This window comes from uncultured Aquimarina sp., from assembly GCF_947495315.1.
GTDB lineage: Bacteria > Bacteroidota > Bacteroidia > Flavobacteriales > Flavobacteriaceae > Aquimarina.
The window spans coordinates 184,504-199,372 of sequence record NZ_CANLYD010000009.1; the positions used below are offsets into that span (position 1 = coordinate 184,504).

The following is a 14,869-nucleotide window of genomic DNA, read 5'->3' on the forward strand; positions in this document are numbered from 1 at the left end:
TCCAAAAGAAACGAAACAAAGAAAAAGACACCTTTTACAAGGAATTTTTATTCGATAAATCTCATAAAACCATACTCAAAACTTCGCGTCGCATCGTACCTCGGCTCCTGAATCTCGAAGCTTTTGGGTATATATTCTGTGTAAAAGGATAAAAAAGCTTCGCTAAATTCTAAGGTTTTAATCTAGCTTTTGCTTCCATTGGTTGTAAACAACTATAAATAAATCCATTTATAGGTGTGTCCAGGCCTAGTTTTTTACCCTCTTTGACAATAAAACCATTAAAATTATCCAGTTCAGAAGGTCTTCCTTCCATAATATCTCTTTGAGTCGAGGCTGTTGCAGTAAAAGGTTGCTTTCCTATAAAAGTCATGATTCCATCTACAATAGCTGAAGGCATTTCAATTCCTTTGGCTATAGCTATCTTATAAATCTCAGTAGCTGTTGCTCTAAGCATCTTATTCAATTCAGGATGCTCATACATTTCTCCAATCGTTGCTCTGGTGAGCGCTCCTAAACCACTAACAGTGGCGATGAACATAAATTTGCTCCAGATATCTACTCGGATATCCTCAGAGATCTTGTTCTTAAATCCTGCTTTGTCAAAAACAGCTTTCACACTTTGTAAACGATCAGATCTACTTTTATCCAGTTCTCCAAAAATAACTTCAGGTGTATGACCAAAATGTGAAATAACTCCAGGAGATTCTATTTTACTGTAGATCTTACACAATCCGCCCAGCACATGTTTTTCATCTACAACGGAACACACTTTTTCGGCATTATCTGCACCATTTTGTACTGGAATCACAACGGTATCGTCTTTCAGGATTGGTTTGATAAGTTCTGCTGCATCTTGTACCTGCCAGGATTTTGTACAGATTAAAATCAAATCTGCTTTTTCAACTTTGTGTATATCATCAGTAACTAAAAAAGGTCTCGTAACAAAATCGCCATCAATACTCTTAACTTGCAACCCATTCTGAAGTATAGCTTCAAGATGATTTCCTCTGGCAATCATCGAAACTTTTTGATCTGAATTGGCAATTTTTCCTCCAAAATATCCTCCTACACCACCAACACCTATAATAACTGTATGCATATTCTTTTTAGATTATTAGATTGATTAGATCGCTTGTCTAATGGCAACCGTGTTTAAACTTTTTCCATTCATTTTGGATTCCGGCCTACGCCAGAATGACAAAAGAAACGGTGTTATCAAAGCACTTGTCATTCCAGCGTAGGCCGGAATCCAAGCTTAACAATAATTAAAGATGTAATTTCAAAAAATTTTAATCCTTATTGGACGTTACCTTTATAAATCAAAGTTAATTAAAACATCATAATAAATAGATCTCGCGCTACAGTGAGATTAATTCTGAAATGAGATACATTTTAGAATTAAAAGTCTCATTAACTTTATTATTTTTACCTGCAAAACAAATTTTTATGAGTTCATCTTTTGAAAAATATCAGAAACGCAGACTAATTTCCTCGTATTTTTCTGTGGTTATTAGTATTTCTCTGGTACTTTTTTTATTAGGTTTACTAGGACTTTTGGTATTAAACACAAAAAAAGTTGCAGATCATTTCAAAGAAAAAATTGCACTTACTATTTATCTAAAGGACACTGCCAAAGAAGTTGAAATCAAACAAATGGAGAAAAGTCTAGCGCTAGCAGAATACACAAAATCAACGACCTATATATCTAAAGATGAAGCTGCAGAAGAACATAGTAAAGATATTGGAGAGAATTTTATGGATTTTCTTGGATACAATCCACTTCAGAATTCAATTGATGTGTATCTAAAAGCTGATTTTGTAGATCAAGTAAAGATTGATGAAATTACTGCATCTATTACTAAAAAAGATTTTGTAGATGAAGTAGCGTATGACAAACCTTTGATCTCTTTATTAAATGATAATATCAAAAAAATAAGTTTTTGGGTTTTGTTGATTAGTGGAATTTTTACTTTTATCGCCGTACTTCTGATTAATAGCTCCATCCGACTTTCTGTATACTCTAAACGTTTTATTATTAAAACCATGCAAATGGTAGGCGCAACCAAAAGATTTATTCGCAGGCCTTTTGTATGGAAAAGTGTCCGTTTGGGAATGATCGGAGCCATTGTCGCTCTTATCGGAGTTGGAGTCGTTTTATACTATCTAGATAAAGCTTTTCCGGAATTGGCATTACTTAGTGATGAAATATTACTTATTGGTTTATTTGGAGGAGTTTTTGGAGTTGGTGTCCTAATTACTTGGATAAGTACATATTTTGCCACACAACGTTTTCTGAATCTCAGAACTGATGAATTGTATTATTAGGATTTATGGAACCACTGCATTGGAACGTTGATCCGGAAATTACTACTCTCTTTGGTGTTTTTCCAATAAAATATTACGGATTATTTTTTGTTACCGGATTATTGTTAAGTTATACCGTTCTAAAAAAGATATTTCTTTCAGAAAACATTCCATTAAAAAATCTAGATACTCTTACTAATTACGTATTTATTGGCACTTTGATTGGAGCAAGATTAGGGCATTGTTTATTTTATGATTTTGCATATTTCTCGCAACATCCTTTAGAAATTTTCCTTCCATTCAAAATATCATCAGAAGGTTGGAATTTCACAGGTTTTGCCGGTCTGGCTAGTCACGGTGGTGCAATCGGAATTTTGATTGCTATCACATTGTTTGTCATAAAGACCAAAACTCCCTTCTTATGGATTATGGATAAAGTAAGCATAGTCACCCCAATTGGATGTGCCTTTATTCGTTTTGGGAATTTTATGAATTCTGAAATCTATGGAAAACCTACAAATAGTAATTACGGAGTAGTTTTCGTAAAGGATGATTTAATCGCCAGACATCCAACTCAATTATATGAAGCCTTTTCTTTTCTAGCTATCTTTGTTATACTCTGGTATCTTAACAAAAAGAAGAATTTCTTTCATCAAAATGGGGTGGTTTTTGGGATATTTTTAATTTTAATGTTCTCTGCAAGATTCATTATCGAATTCTCTAAAGAAAATCAGGTAGCTTTTGAAGATACTATGGTATTAAATATGGGGCAATTGTTAAGTATTCCTTTTATCTTAGTGGGAGTTATTTTAGTAACACTTAGAATATTGAAAAAAGAAGCTGTAACTTCTTAACGTTAATAATTATGCAAAAAACCGGTAAAATATTTTTTTCTATATCCGCTGTATTGTTTATTATTTTTATGTGGATAATGATTCAGACATTTAAGCCTATCCGCAATGTACAGCCGGATGAAGTCATAGAAATTACAGGTATTGTTACAAAAATTGAAGAAGGAAGTGGTTTTGATATTGCCATAACGTTAGAAAATGACAGTCATTACTATTATATCAATCGCGGCTTGGAACAAGGACTCACTATAGAAAATTTACAAAAAGAAATCCTAAATAAAAAGGTTACTTTGTATCCTATTCATAGATGGACTATATTTACACGCGACAAGATTATGGGACATATATCCAAATTAATGATCGAAGATCGGGTGATTTTTAATGAAATAAATAACGACATTCATGAGCAAACAATCCAATAACAGCGCACCGCATAAACCAGATTTCGTTTTTGGAAAAAAGAACTATGTAGTAATGGCGATAGGCATTGCTGTAATTGCCTTAGGATTTATTCTTATGGCTGGAGGAGGAAGTGATGACCCTAATGTCTTTAACCCAGATATCTACAATTTTAGAAGAATTAGACTAGCACCTACGGTTGTTTTAATTGGTTTTGGAATAGAAGTGTATGCTATTTTATTAAACCCTGATAAGAAGAAAAATCAGTAATTAAACAATTTATCTTCTGGTAATTATATATTTGCATCGAATTTTAGAAATCTTTCATTATGGAGATTATTGATGCAATTATTTTAGGCGTTATTCAAGGACTTACAGAGTTTCTTCCTGTTTCTTCTAGTGGTCATTTAGAATTAGGAAAAGCTATTCTAGGGGATCAAAGTGTACCTGAAGAATCACTACTTTTTACGGTTGTTTTACATTTTGCGACAGCACTTAGCACTATAGTAGTCTTCAGAAAAGACATCTGGGAGATTATTAAAGGACTTCTGAAATTCAAAAAAAATGATGAAACGATGTTCTCTTTAAGAATTATCGTTTCTATGATTCCTGCTGTTCTTATTGGTTTATTTTTTGAAGAACAATTAGAACAACTTTTTGGTGGAAACATCATGTTCGTAGGCTTTATGCTTATCATCACTGCTATCCTACTATGGTTAGCTGATAAAGCCAAAAACACAGCAAAAATAGTTACGACTTCTAATGCATTTGTTATCGGAATTGCTCAGGCGATAGCTATGTTACCTGGAATTTCGAGAAGTGGCGCTACTATTTCGACTTCTGTGTTACTAGGCAATGACAAGACCAAAGCAGCAAGATTTTCATTTCTAATGGTGATTCCTTTAATTTTCGGTAAAATTGGTAAAGACCTTTTAAGCGGAGATCTTACTGTTTCTCCAGAAAGTAGTACACCTTTGATTCTAGGGTTTATCGCAGCGTTTATTTCTGGTCTTTTTGCCTGTACTTGGATGATTTCCTTGGTAAAAAAGAGTAAATTATCATATTTTGCCTTATATTGTATTGTTGTTGGCGTTGTAGCCATCATCTTTGGTTTTATTAAATAGTCCCCAATAATGCTAACCGAACAAGATTATAAAGATGGTCAAATTCTTTTGATCGATAAACCTCTACAATGGACATCCTTTCAGGTTGTTAATAAGCTACGCTGGTTAATTCGTAAAAATTTTGGGATAAAAAAAATAAAAGTAGGACACGCAGGAACACTAGATCCTCTTGCTTCTGGATTACTGATTATCTGTACTGGTAAATTCACAAAACGTATACAAGAATTTATGGGACAGACTAAAGAATATACCGGAACCATTACATTAGGAGCAACTACTCCTTCGTATGATTTAGAAACAGAAATCGATGAAACTTTTGCTATTGATCATATTTCTGAAGAGGTTATAAAAACAACCACCAAACAATTTATTGGTGAGATTGAACAATATCCTCCGGTTTTTTCAGCTTTAAAAAAAGACGGAAAACGATTATACGAATATGCTCGTCAAGGAGAGGAAGTAGAAATACCATCAAGAAAAATTATTATTTCGACTTTCGAAATTACCAGAATAGAGTTACCAGAAGTAGATTTTAGAGTAGTTTGTGGAAAAGGAACTTATATTAGATCATTGGCACACGATTTTGGCAAAGCATTACAAAGCGGAGGACATTTAAGTGTTTTAAGAAGAACCAAAATAGGAGAATTCTCTGTGGATGAAGCAATTAGCCCAGAAGTATTTGAAAATCAGTTGCACGCAGAAATTGAAACTACATAAAATATTGTAGAAAAAAAGAAGTTATAGATACCTATGGAATTTATAGAAAAACATAAAGCTTTAATTATCACATCCATGCTAATGGGTATTTTTGTGTTGTCACTCTATAATATTAATATGGTGAAAAAGAAAAAACAGCAATCCGAAATTCTGATGGAAATTCCAGAAGAATTGATGGAGGAACTTACTAAGGAAGAAGAACCTGAAGCGACACCAGAAGAAGAACGAGAACTCATTGCTTCTAAAAGAACTCATGATGCATTTAATGAAGATTTTGAGGATTCAGAAGATTTTGAACAAAGAATAAAGTCTCTTACCGAGACAGAAGAGGCAACAGAAGAAACTTCCAATAATGAACAATTAGCAGAAGGTCAAGAGGCTATCAACGAAGATATCACTACCGAAGAAGTTCCTGAGGATAAAAAAGAAGAAAAACCAATAACTGAAGAAGTTAACAATAGAAATAGCTCTGTTACTTTTACATTAAAAGGTAGAGAAAAGAAAGATATCCCTAATCCTATTTACACTTGTAACGGAAGCGGAAAAGTAGTGGTAAAAATCGAGGTAAATCAGAACGGTTATGTTATTGATGCCAAGATTGACAAAAAGAAATCTACAACCAGAAACGAGTGTCTTTTTGATAACGCATTAGACTATGCACAAGATGCATTATTTTCATCTTCCGGGATGAAAGAACAAAAAGGTTATATCACATATTACTTTAATTACGGAGGTTAACCTTATATTAGTTTTACCAAATCTTCAGCTATATTGTTTCCTTTGTCTTTATTATACCAAACCTGTAAATCTTGTTTGAATTCTGGATCTAAGCCACCATGCGTTTCTTTGTAATCATTTACCATTTTCGTAGCTACAGACGGTCTTGGCCCCCAAGTATTCACTACTTCCTGAGTTTCTTTATTATATGCTATTAGTTTTGGAATCGACTTTCCTCCATTCGTAAGAAAATTATTCATCAACTCATCATGCTCATCTCTGGATATAATTCTTAAATCAATCCCTTCATTCATTTCAGAAAGCTTATTAATTACTGGTAATGACTGCGCCGCATCACCACACCAACCCTCAGTAAGGACCAACCAAATAATATTGGTTGCAGCACTGGAAAACGCTTCTGCAATAGCTCCATTAATTTTTAACGTTTTATCCAAACGCTTCATTCTGCGATCATTCAGCATACTATAATTCGTAAGCGCTTCTGATTGCTCATGTCCTGTAGATTTGCCTTCAGACAACAGATTGCTTACCGTATTTCTATATTCTTCATAGGAATATGAATTACTTATTCCTTCTTCTATTAATTCGTTTATAGTCATTGTAGTCGTTTCCATAATTTTATTTATATCCTATCCTATAGGACGATATATATTCTTAAAACTTACACAGCTCAATTTTCAAGTGAATAAGAAAATAAAAGATCAAAAATACAATTCGTCCACTATTTTCTTCATTTAAGTAATATTATATTTCATTACAACATAATAAAACACATCTTTGATTTAAATAAAAAACCTGCTATCATTTATGGAATCAATTATTACTATATTCATTTATATACACGCTGGATTGGGAGGAATAGCTTTACTTTCTGGATTGGTCTCTTTAATTGCTAAAAAAGGAAATAACACTCATAAAAAAGCTGGTTTGCTATTTTACTATACGATGCTTTCTTCTGCAATCTCTGCAATGACAATAGCTTTTCTACCAAACCACGAGAGTCCATTTCTGTTTGCTGTAGGATTATTTAGCTCCTATTTTATTATTACTGGATATAGATCACTGCAGTTAAAAAAAAATAATCATAATTTAAAAATTGATAAGCTTATCTCTTCAATTATGCTATTTGTTTCTCTAGGCATGATTATATATGCTCTAATAAACTACCCTACCATCAATATTGTACTTTTAGTTTTTGGGATTGTTGGATTCATATTTCCTTTAAGCCGTTTAAGATTATACGCTCATCCCGAAAAACTAAAAGATAAATGGCTAAAACTCCACCTAGTGAATATGATTGGTGGTTATATTTCTGCTGCAACTGCGTTTGTAGTGGTGAATCAATCTTTTCCTAGTTTTTATGGTTGGTTTATTCCAGGAATCTTAGGAGGAATCTATATATGGTATTGGATAAGGAAAATAAATAAAAAACATAAAAACAAATTACAACTGAGTCCAATAGATACATCAAAATAGTTTATTTTTAAAAAGTAAATCAACAAGAAATTGCTATCTATGGAAAAACATAAATGTGGGTGGTGTATCGGTGATTCTTTATATGAATCTTACCACGATAATGAATGGGGAGTCCCATTGCACGATGAACGCCTTTTGTTTGAATTCCTTATTTTGGAAACTTTTCAGGCGGGATTAAGCTGGATCACAATTCTTAGAAAACGAGAAAACTTTAGACTTGCTTTTGATAATTTTGATTATAAAATTGTTGCTCAATACAATGATGCTAAGAAAGAAGAATTGTTGCAAAACGCTGGTATAATTAGAAACAAACTAAAGGTTAATTCTGCAATAAGCAACGCCCAAAATTTCATGAAAATCCAAAAAGAATTCGGTAGTTTTGATTCTTATATATGGGGATTTGTAGATGGAAAACCTATTGTAAATACATGGAAACATCATAAAGATTGTCCTGCCACTACAGAAATCTCAGATCTGCTTAGTAAAGATTTAAAAAAGAGGGGTTTTAAATTTGTAGGATCAACAGTTATCTACGCATTTATGCAAGCTATTGGCATGGTTAATGACCACACTATTGAATGTTTTAGATACAAAGAGGTCTAACACTACAACTTTACTCCATAAGATAAATCTCCAGAATCCCCTAAACCTGGTATTATATAACCTCTACTACTTAATTCTTTATCAATAGCTGCAATCCAAAGATGTGTGTTTTTAGGAAAAACGTCCTTAATATACTCAACGCCTTCAGTAGAACCAATAACAGAAATTATATGAATCTGTTTAGGTTCTCCATGGTTTTTCATAGCCTTAATGGTATTCTCTAAAGTTTTTCCGGTGGCAAGCATCGGGTCTGCTAACAATAATGTTTTATTCTCTAAAGAAGGTGATGCCAAATAATTGACAACGACCTCAAAATCATCACTATCGCCAGAATGATCTCTATATGCTGAAATAAAAGCATTTTCTGCTGTATCAAAATAATTGAGAAGTCCCTGATGCAATGGCAAACCTGCTCGCAAAATAGAACACAACACCAACCCTTTCTCCGGTACCGAAATTTCTTTAGTTCCTAAAGGCGTCTTAACAGTTTTTGAAGTATATTCTAATGTTCTGCTTAATTCATAACCCAAAACCTCTCCAATACGCTCTATATTCTTTCTAAAACGCATGGTATCTTTTTGTATAGTAGTATCTCTAATTTCGCTAATAAATTGATTTAAAATAGAGTTTTCAGTTTCGAGGTTGTGAATAATCATTGATGATAAAATTTAACCCTCATTGAGGGTCTAATTCTCTGAGGATTGTTCTAAACTTGTTTATTATGTATAAAACTACTTTAAAAATTCCATAAAAGCATCTCTAGAAATTTCTTTTGCTCCTAAACTAGCCAAATGATCTGTGTAGACCTGGCAATCTATCAATTTTACTCCTTTTTCTTTTAGACGTTCCACTAGTTTAATAAATCCATATTTAGAAGCATTACTTACTTTAGAAAACATACTCTCCCCACAAAATACTTTCTTTTCCTCCAGCCATATACCATATAAGCCTCCTACAATTGCTTCGTCTTTCCATACTTCTACAGAAATAGCATACCCAATTTTATGAAGTTGTATGTATGCTTCTTGCATATCTGATGTGATCCAAGTACCAAACTGATCAGGACGACTTATACTAGCGCAGTTATCAATAACTTGTTTAAAATCTTTATTAAAGGTGATTTCAAAATAATTTTTTCGAATTAACTGTCGCATACTTTTACTTATTTTGAGATCCTCAGGAAAAAGCACCATTCTGGGATCAGGACTAAACCACAAAATAGGTTGATCCTCATCATACCAAGGAAAAATTCCGTTATGATACGCACTCAATAATCTGGGAATAGAAAGATCTCCTCCTAATGCCAACAACCCATCTTCATTGGCGTCAGAAACAGGTGGAAAGTCTATGAAATGATTAAGTATATACAAAAGAAAATTGCAAAAAGTTTCTACAACGTTAAATATCAATTAGTTGTTTGAATTAACCAAAAAAATCACAATATTTGTTAGAACCTTTTAAGATAAATTTTGTTCATCATTGCTTTTTTGAGTTTTTTTAAAAGGTTAACCTAAAACCACAATATGAAAAGTCCGATACATTGTATCGGACTTTTTACTTTACACTTAGACCAGCTTAGTGTTACATCTATACTTATTGATTTACCTAAAACGGTAAATCATCGTGATCTTCTTCTTTTAAATCAGTTGCCGGCTCAAAAGCATCAGCGGGAGGCATTGGAGCTGCGGCAGAAGGAGCTCCTGCTTGTAAACTCTCAATTCTCCATCCCTGAATCGAGTTAAAATATTTAGTCTCTCCTTGTGGGTTTACCCATTCGCGACCACGTAAATTAATACTTATTTTCACATCCTGACCTACCTGAAAGTTGTTTAATAAATCACATTTATCCTGAACAAACTCTACCATTATGTGTTGTGGATATTGTTCTTCTGTAGTAACCACTACCTCACGTTTTCTGAAACCATTGTTTCCAAAAGTTTGTGTTTCACCGACCATCTTTACTTTACCTTGTACTTCCATCTTTTTAATTATTGTATTGCTGCTAAAATATTCCAGGCAGTATTAATATCATCCTTATCTAAATACTGCTGTGCAAATTTATGAATTTCTATTAGGTTAACATCCTGAATTTTATCCTTAATATCACTATTGTTATTAACAAAATCTTGGACCTCAGCATTTGTAGGTATTCTTTCCACATTAGCCAACTTACCAAGATCATTTCCTGTAAATATGGTACTGTTTTTTACGTTTTCAGGCAACGAGTCAACACCAATGCCTACAGTACTTAATGGTTTTGGAACTTCAAACATTCCCATATTGGCTCTTGTATACCAGTTTCCTCCCATACGAGCAACTTGATCAATTTTATATTGATCAATCCTACCATCATTATCAAGCACCTCGTCTTTGACGTGCATCAGTAACACCTCACAAATAATAAGATTTCCTGCTCCTCCTTCTTTTCCCATTGGTACTATTTGATTTACCTTACATTCGAACTGTACCGGTGACTCATCAACTCTAAAAGCTTTTATCTTTTCTGAAGCTACCATAGTTAAACCAGCTTTATTAAACTCATTAATTCCTTCTGAATACTCTGTGCTAGATAAAGACATTTGCTGTACTATATCATAATTAACAACGTTTATAACAACCTCTTTAGTGGCTATTGCATTCTCTAGTGTATGCTTAATAGTATTATCCCTAACTCTTCTAGCTGGCGAAAAAATAAGAATCGGAGGATTGGCACTAAATACATTAAAAAAACTAAAGGGTGAAAGATTAGGTCTACCTTCCTTATCGATAGTGCTTGCAAATGCTATTGGTCTTGGTCCAATAGCTCCCAGCATCATTCCGTGTAATTTTCCTGTGGAAACTTCTAATGGGTCTATACGTAACATAAATGAATCTATTACACAAAGATAATTAAAGTTTAAAGGTATCAACATACTATTGTTTGGTTTTACTTACCTTGTAATAGAAACAATAAAATAGTTTTATAACGTTTATATTTAGGGTTTGGTAACACATATTTTCTATGAATTTTTCTGATGAACGTAATCTGGCTAGTTATTTTATAATTTTTGCAGTTCTTGTGATTACTGGCCTAATATTATGGAATACCTCTATATTTCTTCAGCGATTAAAAAAAGATGAAAGCACTAAAATGCAAGTATGGGCTCAGTCATTCAAGGCATTAAGTAGCTCAGGAATAGACGGATCTAATGATATTAATTTGGATGATTACCTGGAGTTATCGAATCTAATCAACAGTACTAATAATACCATTCCCACAATCATTACTAACTCTAATGGTGATTTTATCAAAGGGCAATCTGGGAGTATTGATATTTCAGGATCGACACTAAATTTACCAGATGATATTACCGAAAAAGAATTAATAGATTATCTGGAACAGATGAAGTCTGAAAATGAACCAATAGTTTTAGACCTAAAAGGGACTGTACAATATGTTTACTATGGAAATTCTTCTATTTTACAAAAATTAAAATATTATCCTATTGCTATCGCATTAATCATTTTTTTGTTGATTGGAGTTATTTATTTCTTTTTTACTACCTCCAAAGCTAGTGAGCAAAACAAACTTTGGGCAGGTATGGCTAAAGAAACGGCACATCAGATTGGAACACCACTATCATCTTTAGTTGGCTGGAATGAAATTCTAAAAGTGGAAAACGTAAATCCAGAATATATCGTAGAGATAGAAAAGGATATATCCAGATTGAAAGTAATTACCGAACGTTTTTCTAAAATAGGATCTATTCCTAAATTGGAAGAACTAGACATTGTAAAAGAAACAAAAGAGACATATACCTATTTACAATCCAGAAGCTCCAAATTGATTAATTTTTCACTCAACTTGCCGGAAGAATCTATTCAGGTTCATCTAAATTCTCAACTATATAGCTGGACCATAGAAAATCTGGTAAAAAATGCAATTGATGCCATGCGTGGAAAAGGAGATTTAAACATTGGACTATCTCAGGACTCTAAACGTGTGTTTATAAGAATCACCGACAGCGGAAAAGGAATCCCCAAAAGCAAGTTTACTAAGATTTTTGAACCTGGTTATACCTCCAAAACCAGAGGTTGGGGGCTTGGACTTTCGTTGGCCAAAAGAATCATTGAAGACTATCACTCTGGTAAAATAAAAGTACTTAGATCAGAAATGAGCAAAGGCACTACTTTTCAGATTACTTTGAGCAAATCAGACGAGTCAGTTATAACATAATCCTCTTATAAGCGTTATACGTAAAAAATAAACAAAGTGAAAACCGAGTATATCCTTTTGAAAGAAGCTGTGCTTAATAATAACTGTCCCGAATGTTATTCTACAGAAAGCCTATTATTATCATTTAAACAAAAAAGGCAGCTATCCAAGCTTTTTATTAAGACCAAAGGTGAAATTATTGAAAGTATGGATTGTAAAAAATGTGAGACTGTCATTTTTCCAGGGCGCTGGACTGATGATATTGAGAGGGTTTATAATTATCATAAAAAAACGATAAACTCTAAGCCTTCGGGTATACGATTTACCGGGTTATTCTATTTTTTAATTCTATTAGCTCTAATAATAGGTGCTGCCTTATATGCTTTCCTAAATTATCCAGAACTTTTTAGATAATAGCTCTAACTTAAAGTATTATAAATCACTGTTATACATATTGACTCATTACTTCTCGTAATTCATCAGAGATTATAAAGGTTTTATCAATATTAAAATCAAAACAAACAGCCACATCATTCCCGATTGCACATAAAGTACCATCATCATTATACAGTTCGTGATACAATCCAAAACTAGAGTTCTTTATAAATCTTACTTTTGTCTTAATCAATACATTTCCTGGAAAAAACAGAGGACGCTTAAAATCACATTTTGTAGATACAAGCATAGGGCCTTTCTTTGTTTCAGAATACAATTTAGCTAACCCAGATACTTCCCAAAATTGAACACGAGCGCTTTGCATATATTTCATGAAATTTACGTTATTCACATGCTGATAGGTATCCATTTCACTCCAATCAATTCTGAGTTGCAATGACAATTTAAATTCAGAAGTGGTCTTCATTTTTACAAATTCGATTGAATCTTAGTCGCTAATGTCTTAAACTCATCAGCTGTCATTGATACTTTATTCTGAAATGTCATGTCTTTCATGTCATTAAGTGGTATTAAATGTACATGAACGTGAGGAACTTCGAGACCTACCACAGCAACACCTACACGCTTGCATACTATGGATTTCTCTAACGCTTTAGCAACTTTTCTCGAAAAACGCATTAGTTCGATATAAGTTTCTTCATCAAGATCAAATATTTTGTTTTCTTCTTTTTTAGGGATACATAAGGTATGCCCTTTGGCATTAGGATTTATATCCAAAAAAGCATAAAAATTAGCGTCTTCGGCGACTTTATAAGAGGGTATTTCGCCATTTATAATTTTAGTGAATAGGGTAGACATTCGTTAAAATTTTAGTTGGGTTATCGATACGAAATATAGGGTATTTCTGGCAAAAACAAGGCCATAAAAAAACCTTTCTCATTTTTTTAAGAAAGGTTTTTCGTAACTACAAGTTATTTTTTTATTCTCGTGTAATTTCTACAACATCAAATTTCATAATTCCATTAGGAACCTGAATTTCTGCAACTTCGCCTACACTTTTACCTAAAAGACCTTTGCCAATAGGTGAATCTACAGATATTTTTCCTGTTTTAATATCAGCTTCACTCTGTGCAACTAATTTATAGGTCATCTGCGCTCCATTCGTTTGATTTTTAATTTTAACCGTAGAATGTATTAATGCTTTCGAAGTGTCTAATTGAGATTCATCTATTAAGCGTGCTCCTGACAAGGTTTCTTCTAATTTAGAAATTCTCATCTCCAACAATCCTTGTGCTTCTTTTGCTGCATCATACTCAGCATTTTCACTTAAATCACCTTTATCACGAGCTTCTGCAATCGCTTGTGATGCTTTTGGTCTCTCTATATCCTTCAGGTTATTTAATTCGTCTCTTAATTTTTTTAGCCCTTCTGCAGTGTAATAAGATACTTTGCTCATAACTTCATCGTTTATATAAATACAAAAAATCCCATGGCTATGGGACTTTAACTATAAACAAATATAATAAAAAATAATACCGAATCACATTTTTACTTAATTTGGTCTTTTTAAAAATGATGCTTCGGTTACACAACCATATTTTTCTTATAAATAATTCAAAATAATGAAAAAAATAATAGTAATAGTTTGCCTTTCTCTGTTTATACTTTCGTGTAGCAGCGATGACGCTCGCTCAAACAACCCCAATCTTCCATCTATAAGTTTTAATCATACCGTCAATTTAGATTTACCTCAATTTAATAGTCTTAAATTTCCAGGAAATGCTGAAGACATAAGAATTGAAGGTGTGGGTATTAAAGGTGTTGTTATATACAATGTAGATAACACGCTGTATTCCGCTTTCGAACTAAGTGATCCTAACATTACCCCGAGTAGCTGTTCTGCCCTTAATATAAATGGTATACGAGCTGAATCAAATTGCGGTAATGATAATGCCTATGAGATCATAAGTGGTCAACAATTAGAAGGAGAAGGTGGATATCCTCTTTTAAGATATCAAATCAGGAGAGAAGGAAATATTTTGGTTATTTCTAATTAAATAACTAAA

At 33.0% G+C, this 14,869-nt stretch carries 21 protein-coding genes; 12 read left to right on the forward strand and 9 right to left on the reverse strand.

Annotated elements, in window-relative coordinates:
• Positions 1-169 precede the first annotated feature (169 nt).
• Entirely contained in the window at positions 170-1,099 is a 930-nt protein-coding gene (locus tag Q0910_RS16705; RefSeq protein ID WP_299218904.1) for a 2-dehydropantoate 2-reductase, read from the reverse strand.
• 347 nt (positions 1,100-1,446) lie between these two features.
• Between Q0910_RS16705 and Q0910_RS16710 the strand changes: the two genes are divergently transcribed.
• Genes Q0910_RS16710 through Q0910_RS16740 form a run of 7 tightly spaced genes read left to right on the forward strand, consistent with a single transcriptional unit; the run spans position 1,447 to position 6,133 of the window.
• Positions 1,447-2,325, forward strand: a complete 879-nt coding sequence (locus tag Q0910_RS16710; RefSeq protein ID WP_299218906.1) for a permease-like cell division protein FtsX — start codon at positions 1,447-1,449, stop codon at positions 2,323-2,325.
• 5 nt (positions 2,326-2,330) lie between these two features.
• Entirely contained in the window at positions 2,331-3,158 is an 828-nt protein-coding gene (gene lgt / locus Q0910_RS16715; RefSeq protein WP_299218908.1) for a prolipoprotein diacylglyceryl transferase, read from the forward strand.
• Between the two features lie 11 nt (positions 3,159-3,169).
• Positions 3,170-3,577, forward strand: coding sequence for a hypothetical protein (locus Q0910_RS16720; protein ID WP_299218911.1), 408 nt, complete (start codon positions 3,170-3,172; stop codon positions 3,575-3,577).
• The gene (locus Q0910_RS16725) at positions 3,558-3,824 is read left to right on the forward strand and encodes a DUF3098 domain-containing protein (protein WP_299218913.1); all 267 of its coding nucleotides are present in this window, start codon (positions 3,558-3,560) and stop codon (positions 3,822-3,824) included. The genes Q0910_RS16720 and Q0910_RS16725 overlap by 20 nt, the downstream gene beginning before the upstream one ends.
• A 59-nt stretch (positions 3,825-3,883) precedes the next feature.
• The gene (locus Q0910_RS16730; RefSeq protein WP_299218915.1) at positions 3,884-4,678 is read left to right on the forward strand and encodes an undecaprenyl-diphosphate phosphatase; all 795 of its coding nucleotides are present in this window, start codon (positions 3,884-3,886) and stop codon (positions 4,676-4,678) included.
• A 9-nt stretch (positions 4,679-4,687) separates the two neighbouring features.
• Positions 4,688-5,395 (forward strand): tRNA pseudouridine(55) synthase TruB, encoded by a 708-nt coding sequence (gene truB / locus Q0910_RS16735; RefSeq protein WP_299218917.1) that lies wholly within the window; start codon positions 4,688-4,690, stop codon positions 5,393-5,395.
• Positions 5,396-5,428: 33 nt separating this feature from the next.
• Positions 5,429-6,133, forward strand: coding sequence for a hypothetical protein (locus Q0910_RS16740; RefSeq protein WP_299218919.1), 705 nt, complete (start codon positions 5,429-5,431; stop codon positions 6,131-6,133).
• A gap of 2 nt (positions 6,134-6,135) precedes the next feature.
• On the opposite strand, the gene Q0910_RS16745 is transcribed toward Q0910_RS16740, so the two are convergent.
• The gene (locus Q0910_RS16745; protein ID WP_299218921.1) at positions 6,136-6,747 is read right to left on the reverse strand and encodes a thioredoxin family protein; all 612 of its coding nucleotides are present in this window, start codon (positions 6,745-6,747) and stop codon (positions 6,136-6,138) included.
• Between the two features lie 193 nt (positions 6,748-6,940).
• On the opposite strand from Q0910_RS16745, the gene Q0910_RS16750 reads away from it, so the two are divergent.
• Together Q0910_RS16750 and Q0910_RS16755 are read left to right on the forward strand one after the other, a co-directional pair.
• On the forward strand, positions 6,941-7,609 hold the full coding sequence (locus tag Q0910_RS16750) for a DUF2306 domain-containing protein (protein ID WP_299218923.1): 669 nt from the start codon (positions 6,941-6,943) through the stop codon (positions 7,607-7,609).
• A 39-nt stretch (positions 7,610-7,648) separates the two neighbouring features.
• On the forward strand, positions 7,649-8,212 hold the full coding sequence (locus Q0910_RS16755) for a DNA-3-methyladenine glycosylase I (protein ID WP_299218925.1): 564 nt from the start codon (positions 7,649-7,651) through the stop codon (positions 8,210-8,212).
• Between the two features lie 2 nt (positions 8,213-8,214).
• Here the strand turns inward: Q0910_RS16755 and upp are convergent, their stop codons facing one another.
• The 4 genes from upp to Q0910_RS16775 form a co-directional block, all read right to left on the reverse strand.
• Positions 8,215-8,868: a uracil phosphoribosyltransferase gene (gene upp / locus Q0910_RS16760; protein WP_299218927.1), complete on the reverse strand. Its 654-nt coding sequence runs from the start codon at positions 8,866-8,868 to the stop codon at positions 8,215-8,217.
• 75 nt (positions 8,869-8,943) lie between these two features.
• Positions 8,944-9,582, reverse strand: a complete 639-nt coding sequence (aat, locus tag Q0910_RS16765) for a leucyl/phenylalanyl-tRNA--protein transferase (RefSeq protein ID WP_299218929.1) — start codon at positions 9,580-9,582, stop codon at positions 8,944-8,946.
• A 235-nt stretch (positions 9,583-9,817) separates the two neighbouring features.
• A complete protein-coding gene (locus tag Q0910_RS16770; RefSeq protein WP_299218931.1) occupies positions 9,818-10,192 on the reverse strand; it encodes a DUF3127 domain-containing protein in 375 nt (124 codons plus the stop codon).
• Between the two features lie 8 nt (positions 10,193-10,200).
• The gene (locus Q0910_RS16775; RefSeq protein WP_299218933.1) at positions 10,201-11,076 is read right to left on the reverse strand and encodes a flavin reductase family protein; all 876 of its coding nucleotides are present in this window, start codon (positions 11,074-11,076) and stop codon (positions 10,201-10,203) included.
• A 137-nt stretch (positions 11,077-11,213) separates the two neighbouring features.
• On the opposite strand from Q0910_RS16775, the gene Q0910_RS16780 reads away from it, so the two are divergent.
• Entirely contained in the window at positions 11,214-12,428 is a 1,215-nt protein-coding gene (locus Q0910_RS16780) for a HAMP domain-containing sensor histidine kinase (RefSeq protein WP_299218935.1), read from the forward strand.
• Between the two features lie 36 nt (positions 12,429-12,464).
• Entirely contained in the window at positions 12,465-12,821 is a 357-nt protein-coding gene (locus Q0910_RS16785) for a hypothetical protein (RefSeq protein ID WP_299218937.1), read from the forward strand.
• Between the two features lie 31 nt (positions 12,822-12,852).
• Here the strand turns inward: Q0910_RS16785 and Q0910_RS16790 are convergent, their stop codons facing one another.
• The 3 genes from Q0910_RS16790 to greA form a co-directional block, all read right to left on the reverse strand.
• The gene (locus Q0910_RS16790; RefSeq protein ID WP_299218940.1) at positions 12,853-13,269 is read right to left on the reverse strand and encodes an acyl-CoA thioesterase; all 417 of its coding nucleotides are present in this window, start codon (positions 13,267-13,269) and stop codon (positions 12,853-12,855) included.
• Between the two features lie 2 nt (positions 13,270-13,271).
• Positions 13,272-13,661: an HIT family protein gene (locus tag Q0910_RS16795; protein WP_299218942.1), complete on the reverse strand. Its 390-nt coding sequence runs from the start codon at positions 13,659-13,661 to the stop codon at positions 13,272-13,274.
• Positions 13,662-13,782: 121 nt separating this feature from the next.
• Entirely contained in the window at positions 13,783-14,259 is a 477-nt protein-coding gene (greA, locus tag Q0910_RS16800; protein ID WP_118460004.1) for a transcription elongation factor GreA, read from the reverse strand.
• A 166-nt stretch (positions 14,260-14,425) separates the two neighbouring features.
• Here greA and Q0910_RS16805 point away from each other — a divergent pair, with 166 nt between their 5' ends.
• Positions 14,426-14,860, forward strand: coding sequence for a hypothetical protein (locus Q0910_RS16805; RefSeq protein ID WP_299218944.1), 435 nt, complete (start codon positions 14,426-14,428; stop codon positions 14,858-14,860).
• Positions 14,861-14,869: the final 9 nt, after the last annotated feature.

Bases quoted from the DNA above. Each gene is read 5' to 3' on its own strand.
- Q0910_RS16705 (WP_299218904.1), bottom strand. From the start codon at position 1,099: ATGCATACAGTTATTATAGGTGTTGGTGGTGTAGGAGGATATTTTGGA.
- Q0910_RS16710 (WP_299218906.1), top strand. From the start codon at position 1,447: ATGAGTTCATCTTTTGAAAAATATCAGAAACGCAGACTAATTTCCTCG.
- lgt (WP_299218908.1), top strand. From the start codon at position 2,331: ATGGAACCACTGCATTGGAACGTTGATCCGGAAATTACTACTCTCTTT.
- Q0910_RS16720 (WP_299218911.1), top strand. From the start codon at position 3,170: ATGCAAAAAACCGGTAAAATATTTTTTTCTATATCCGCTGTATTGTTT.
- Q0910_RS16725 (WP_299218913.1), top strand. From the start codon at position 3,558: ATGAGCAAACAATCCAATAACAGCGCACCGCATAAACCAGATTTCGTT.
- Q0910_RS16730 (WP_299218915.1), top strand. From the start codon at position 3,884: ATGGAGATTATTGATGCAATTATTTTAGGCGTTATTCAAGGACTTACA.
- truB (WP_299218917.1), top strand. From the start codon at position 4,688: ATGCTAACCGAACAAGATTATAAAGATGGTCAAATTCTTTTGATCGAT.
- Q0910_RS16740 (WP_299218919.1), top strand. From the start codon at position 5,429: ATGGAATTTATAGAAAAACATAAAGCTTTAATTATCACATCCATGCTA.
- Q0910_RS16745 (WP_299218921.1), bottom strand. From the start codon at position 6,747: ATGGAAACGACTACAATGACTATAAACGAATTAATAGAAGAAGGAATA.
- Q0910_RS16750 (WP_299218923.1), top strand. From the start codon at position 6,941: ATGGAATCAATTATTACTATATTCATTTATATACACGCTGGATTGGGA.
- Q0910_RS16755 (WP_299218925.1), top strand. From the start codon at position 7,649: ATGGAAAAACATAAATGTGGGTGGTGTATCGGTGATTCTTTATATGAA.
- upp (WP_299218927.1), bottom strand. From the start codon at position 8,868: ATGATTATTCACAACCTCGAAACTGAAAACTCTATTTTAAATCAATTT.
- Q0910_RS16770 (WP_299218931.1), bottom strand. From the start codon at position 10,192: ATGGAAGTACAAGGTAAAGTAAAGATGGTCGGTGAAACACAAACTTTT.
- Q0910_RS16775 (WP_299218933.1), bottom strand. From the start codon at position 11,076: ATGTTACGTATAGACCCATTAGAAGTTTCCACAGGAAAATTACACGGA.
- Q0910_RS16780 (WP_299218935.1), top strand. From the start codon at position 11,214: ATGAATTTTTCTGATGAACGTAATCTGGCTAGTTATTTTATAATTTTT.
- Q0910_RS16790 (WP_299218940.1), bottom strand. From the start codon at position 13,269: ATGAAGACCACTTCTGAATTTAAATTGTCATTGCAACTCAGAATTGAT.
- Q0910_RS16795 (WP_299218942.1), bottom strand. From the start codon at position 13,661: ATGTCTACCCTATTCACTAAAATTATAAATGGCGAAATACCCTCTTAT.
- greA (WP_118460004.1), bottom strand. From the start codon at position 14,259: ATGAGCAAAGTATCTTATTACACTGCAGAAGGGCTAAAAAAATTAAGA.
- Q0910_RS16805 (WP_299218944.1), top strand. From the start codon at position 14,426: ATGAAAAAAATAATAGTAATAGTTTGCCTTTCTCTGTTTATACTTTCG.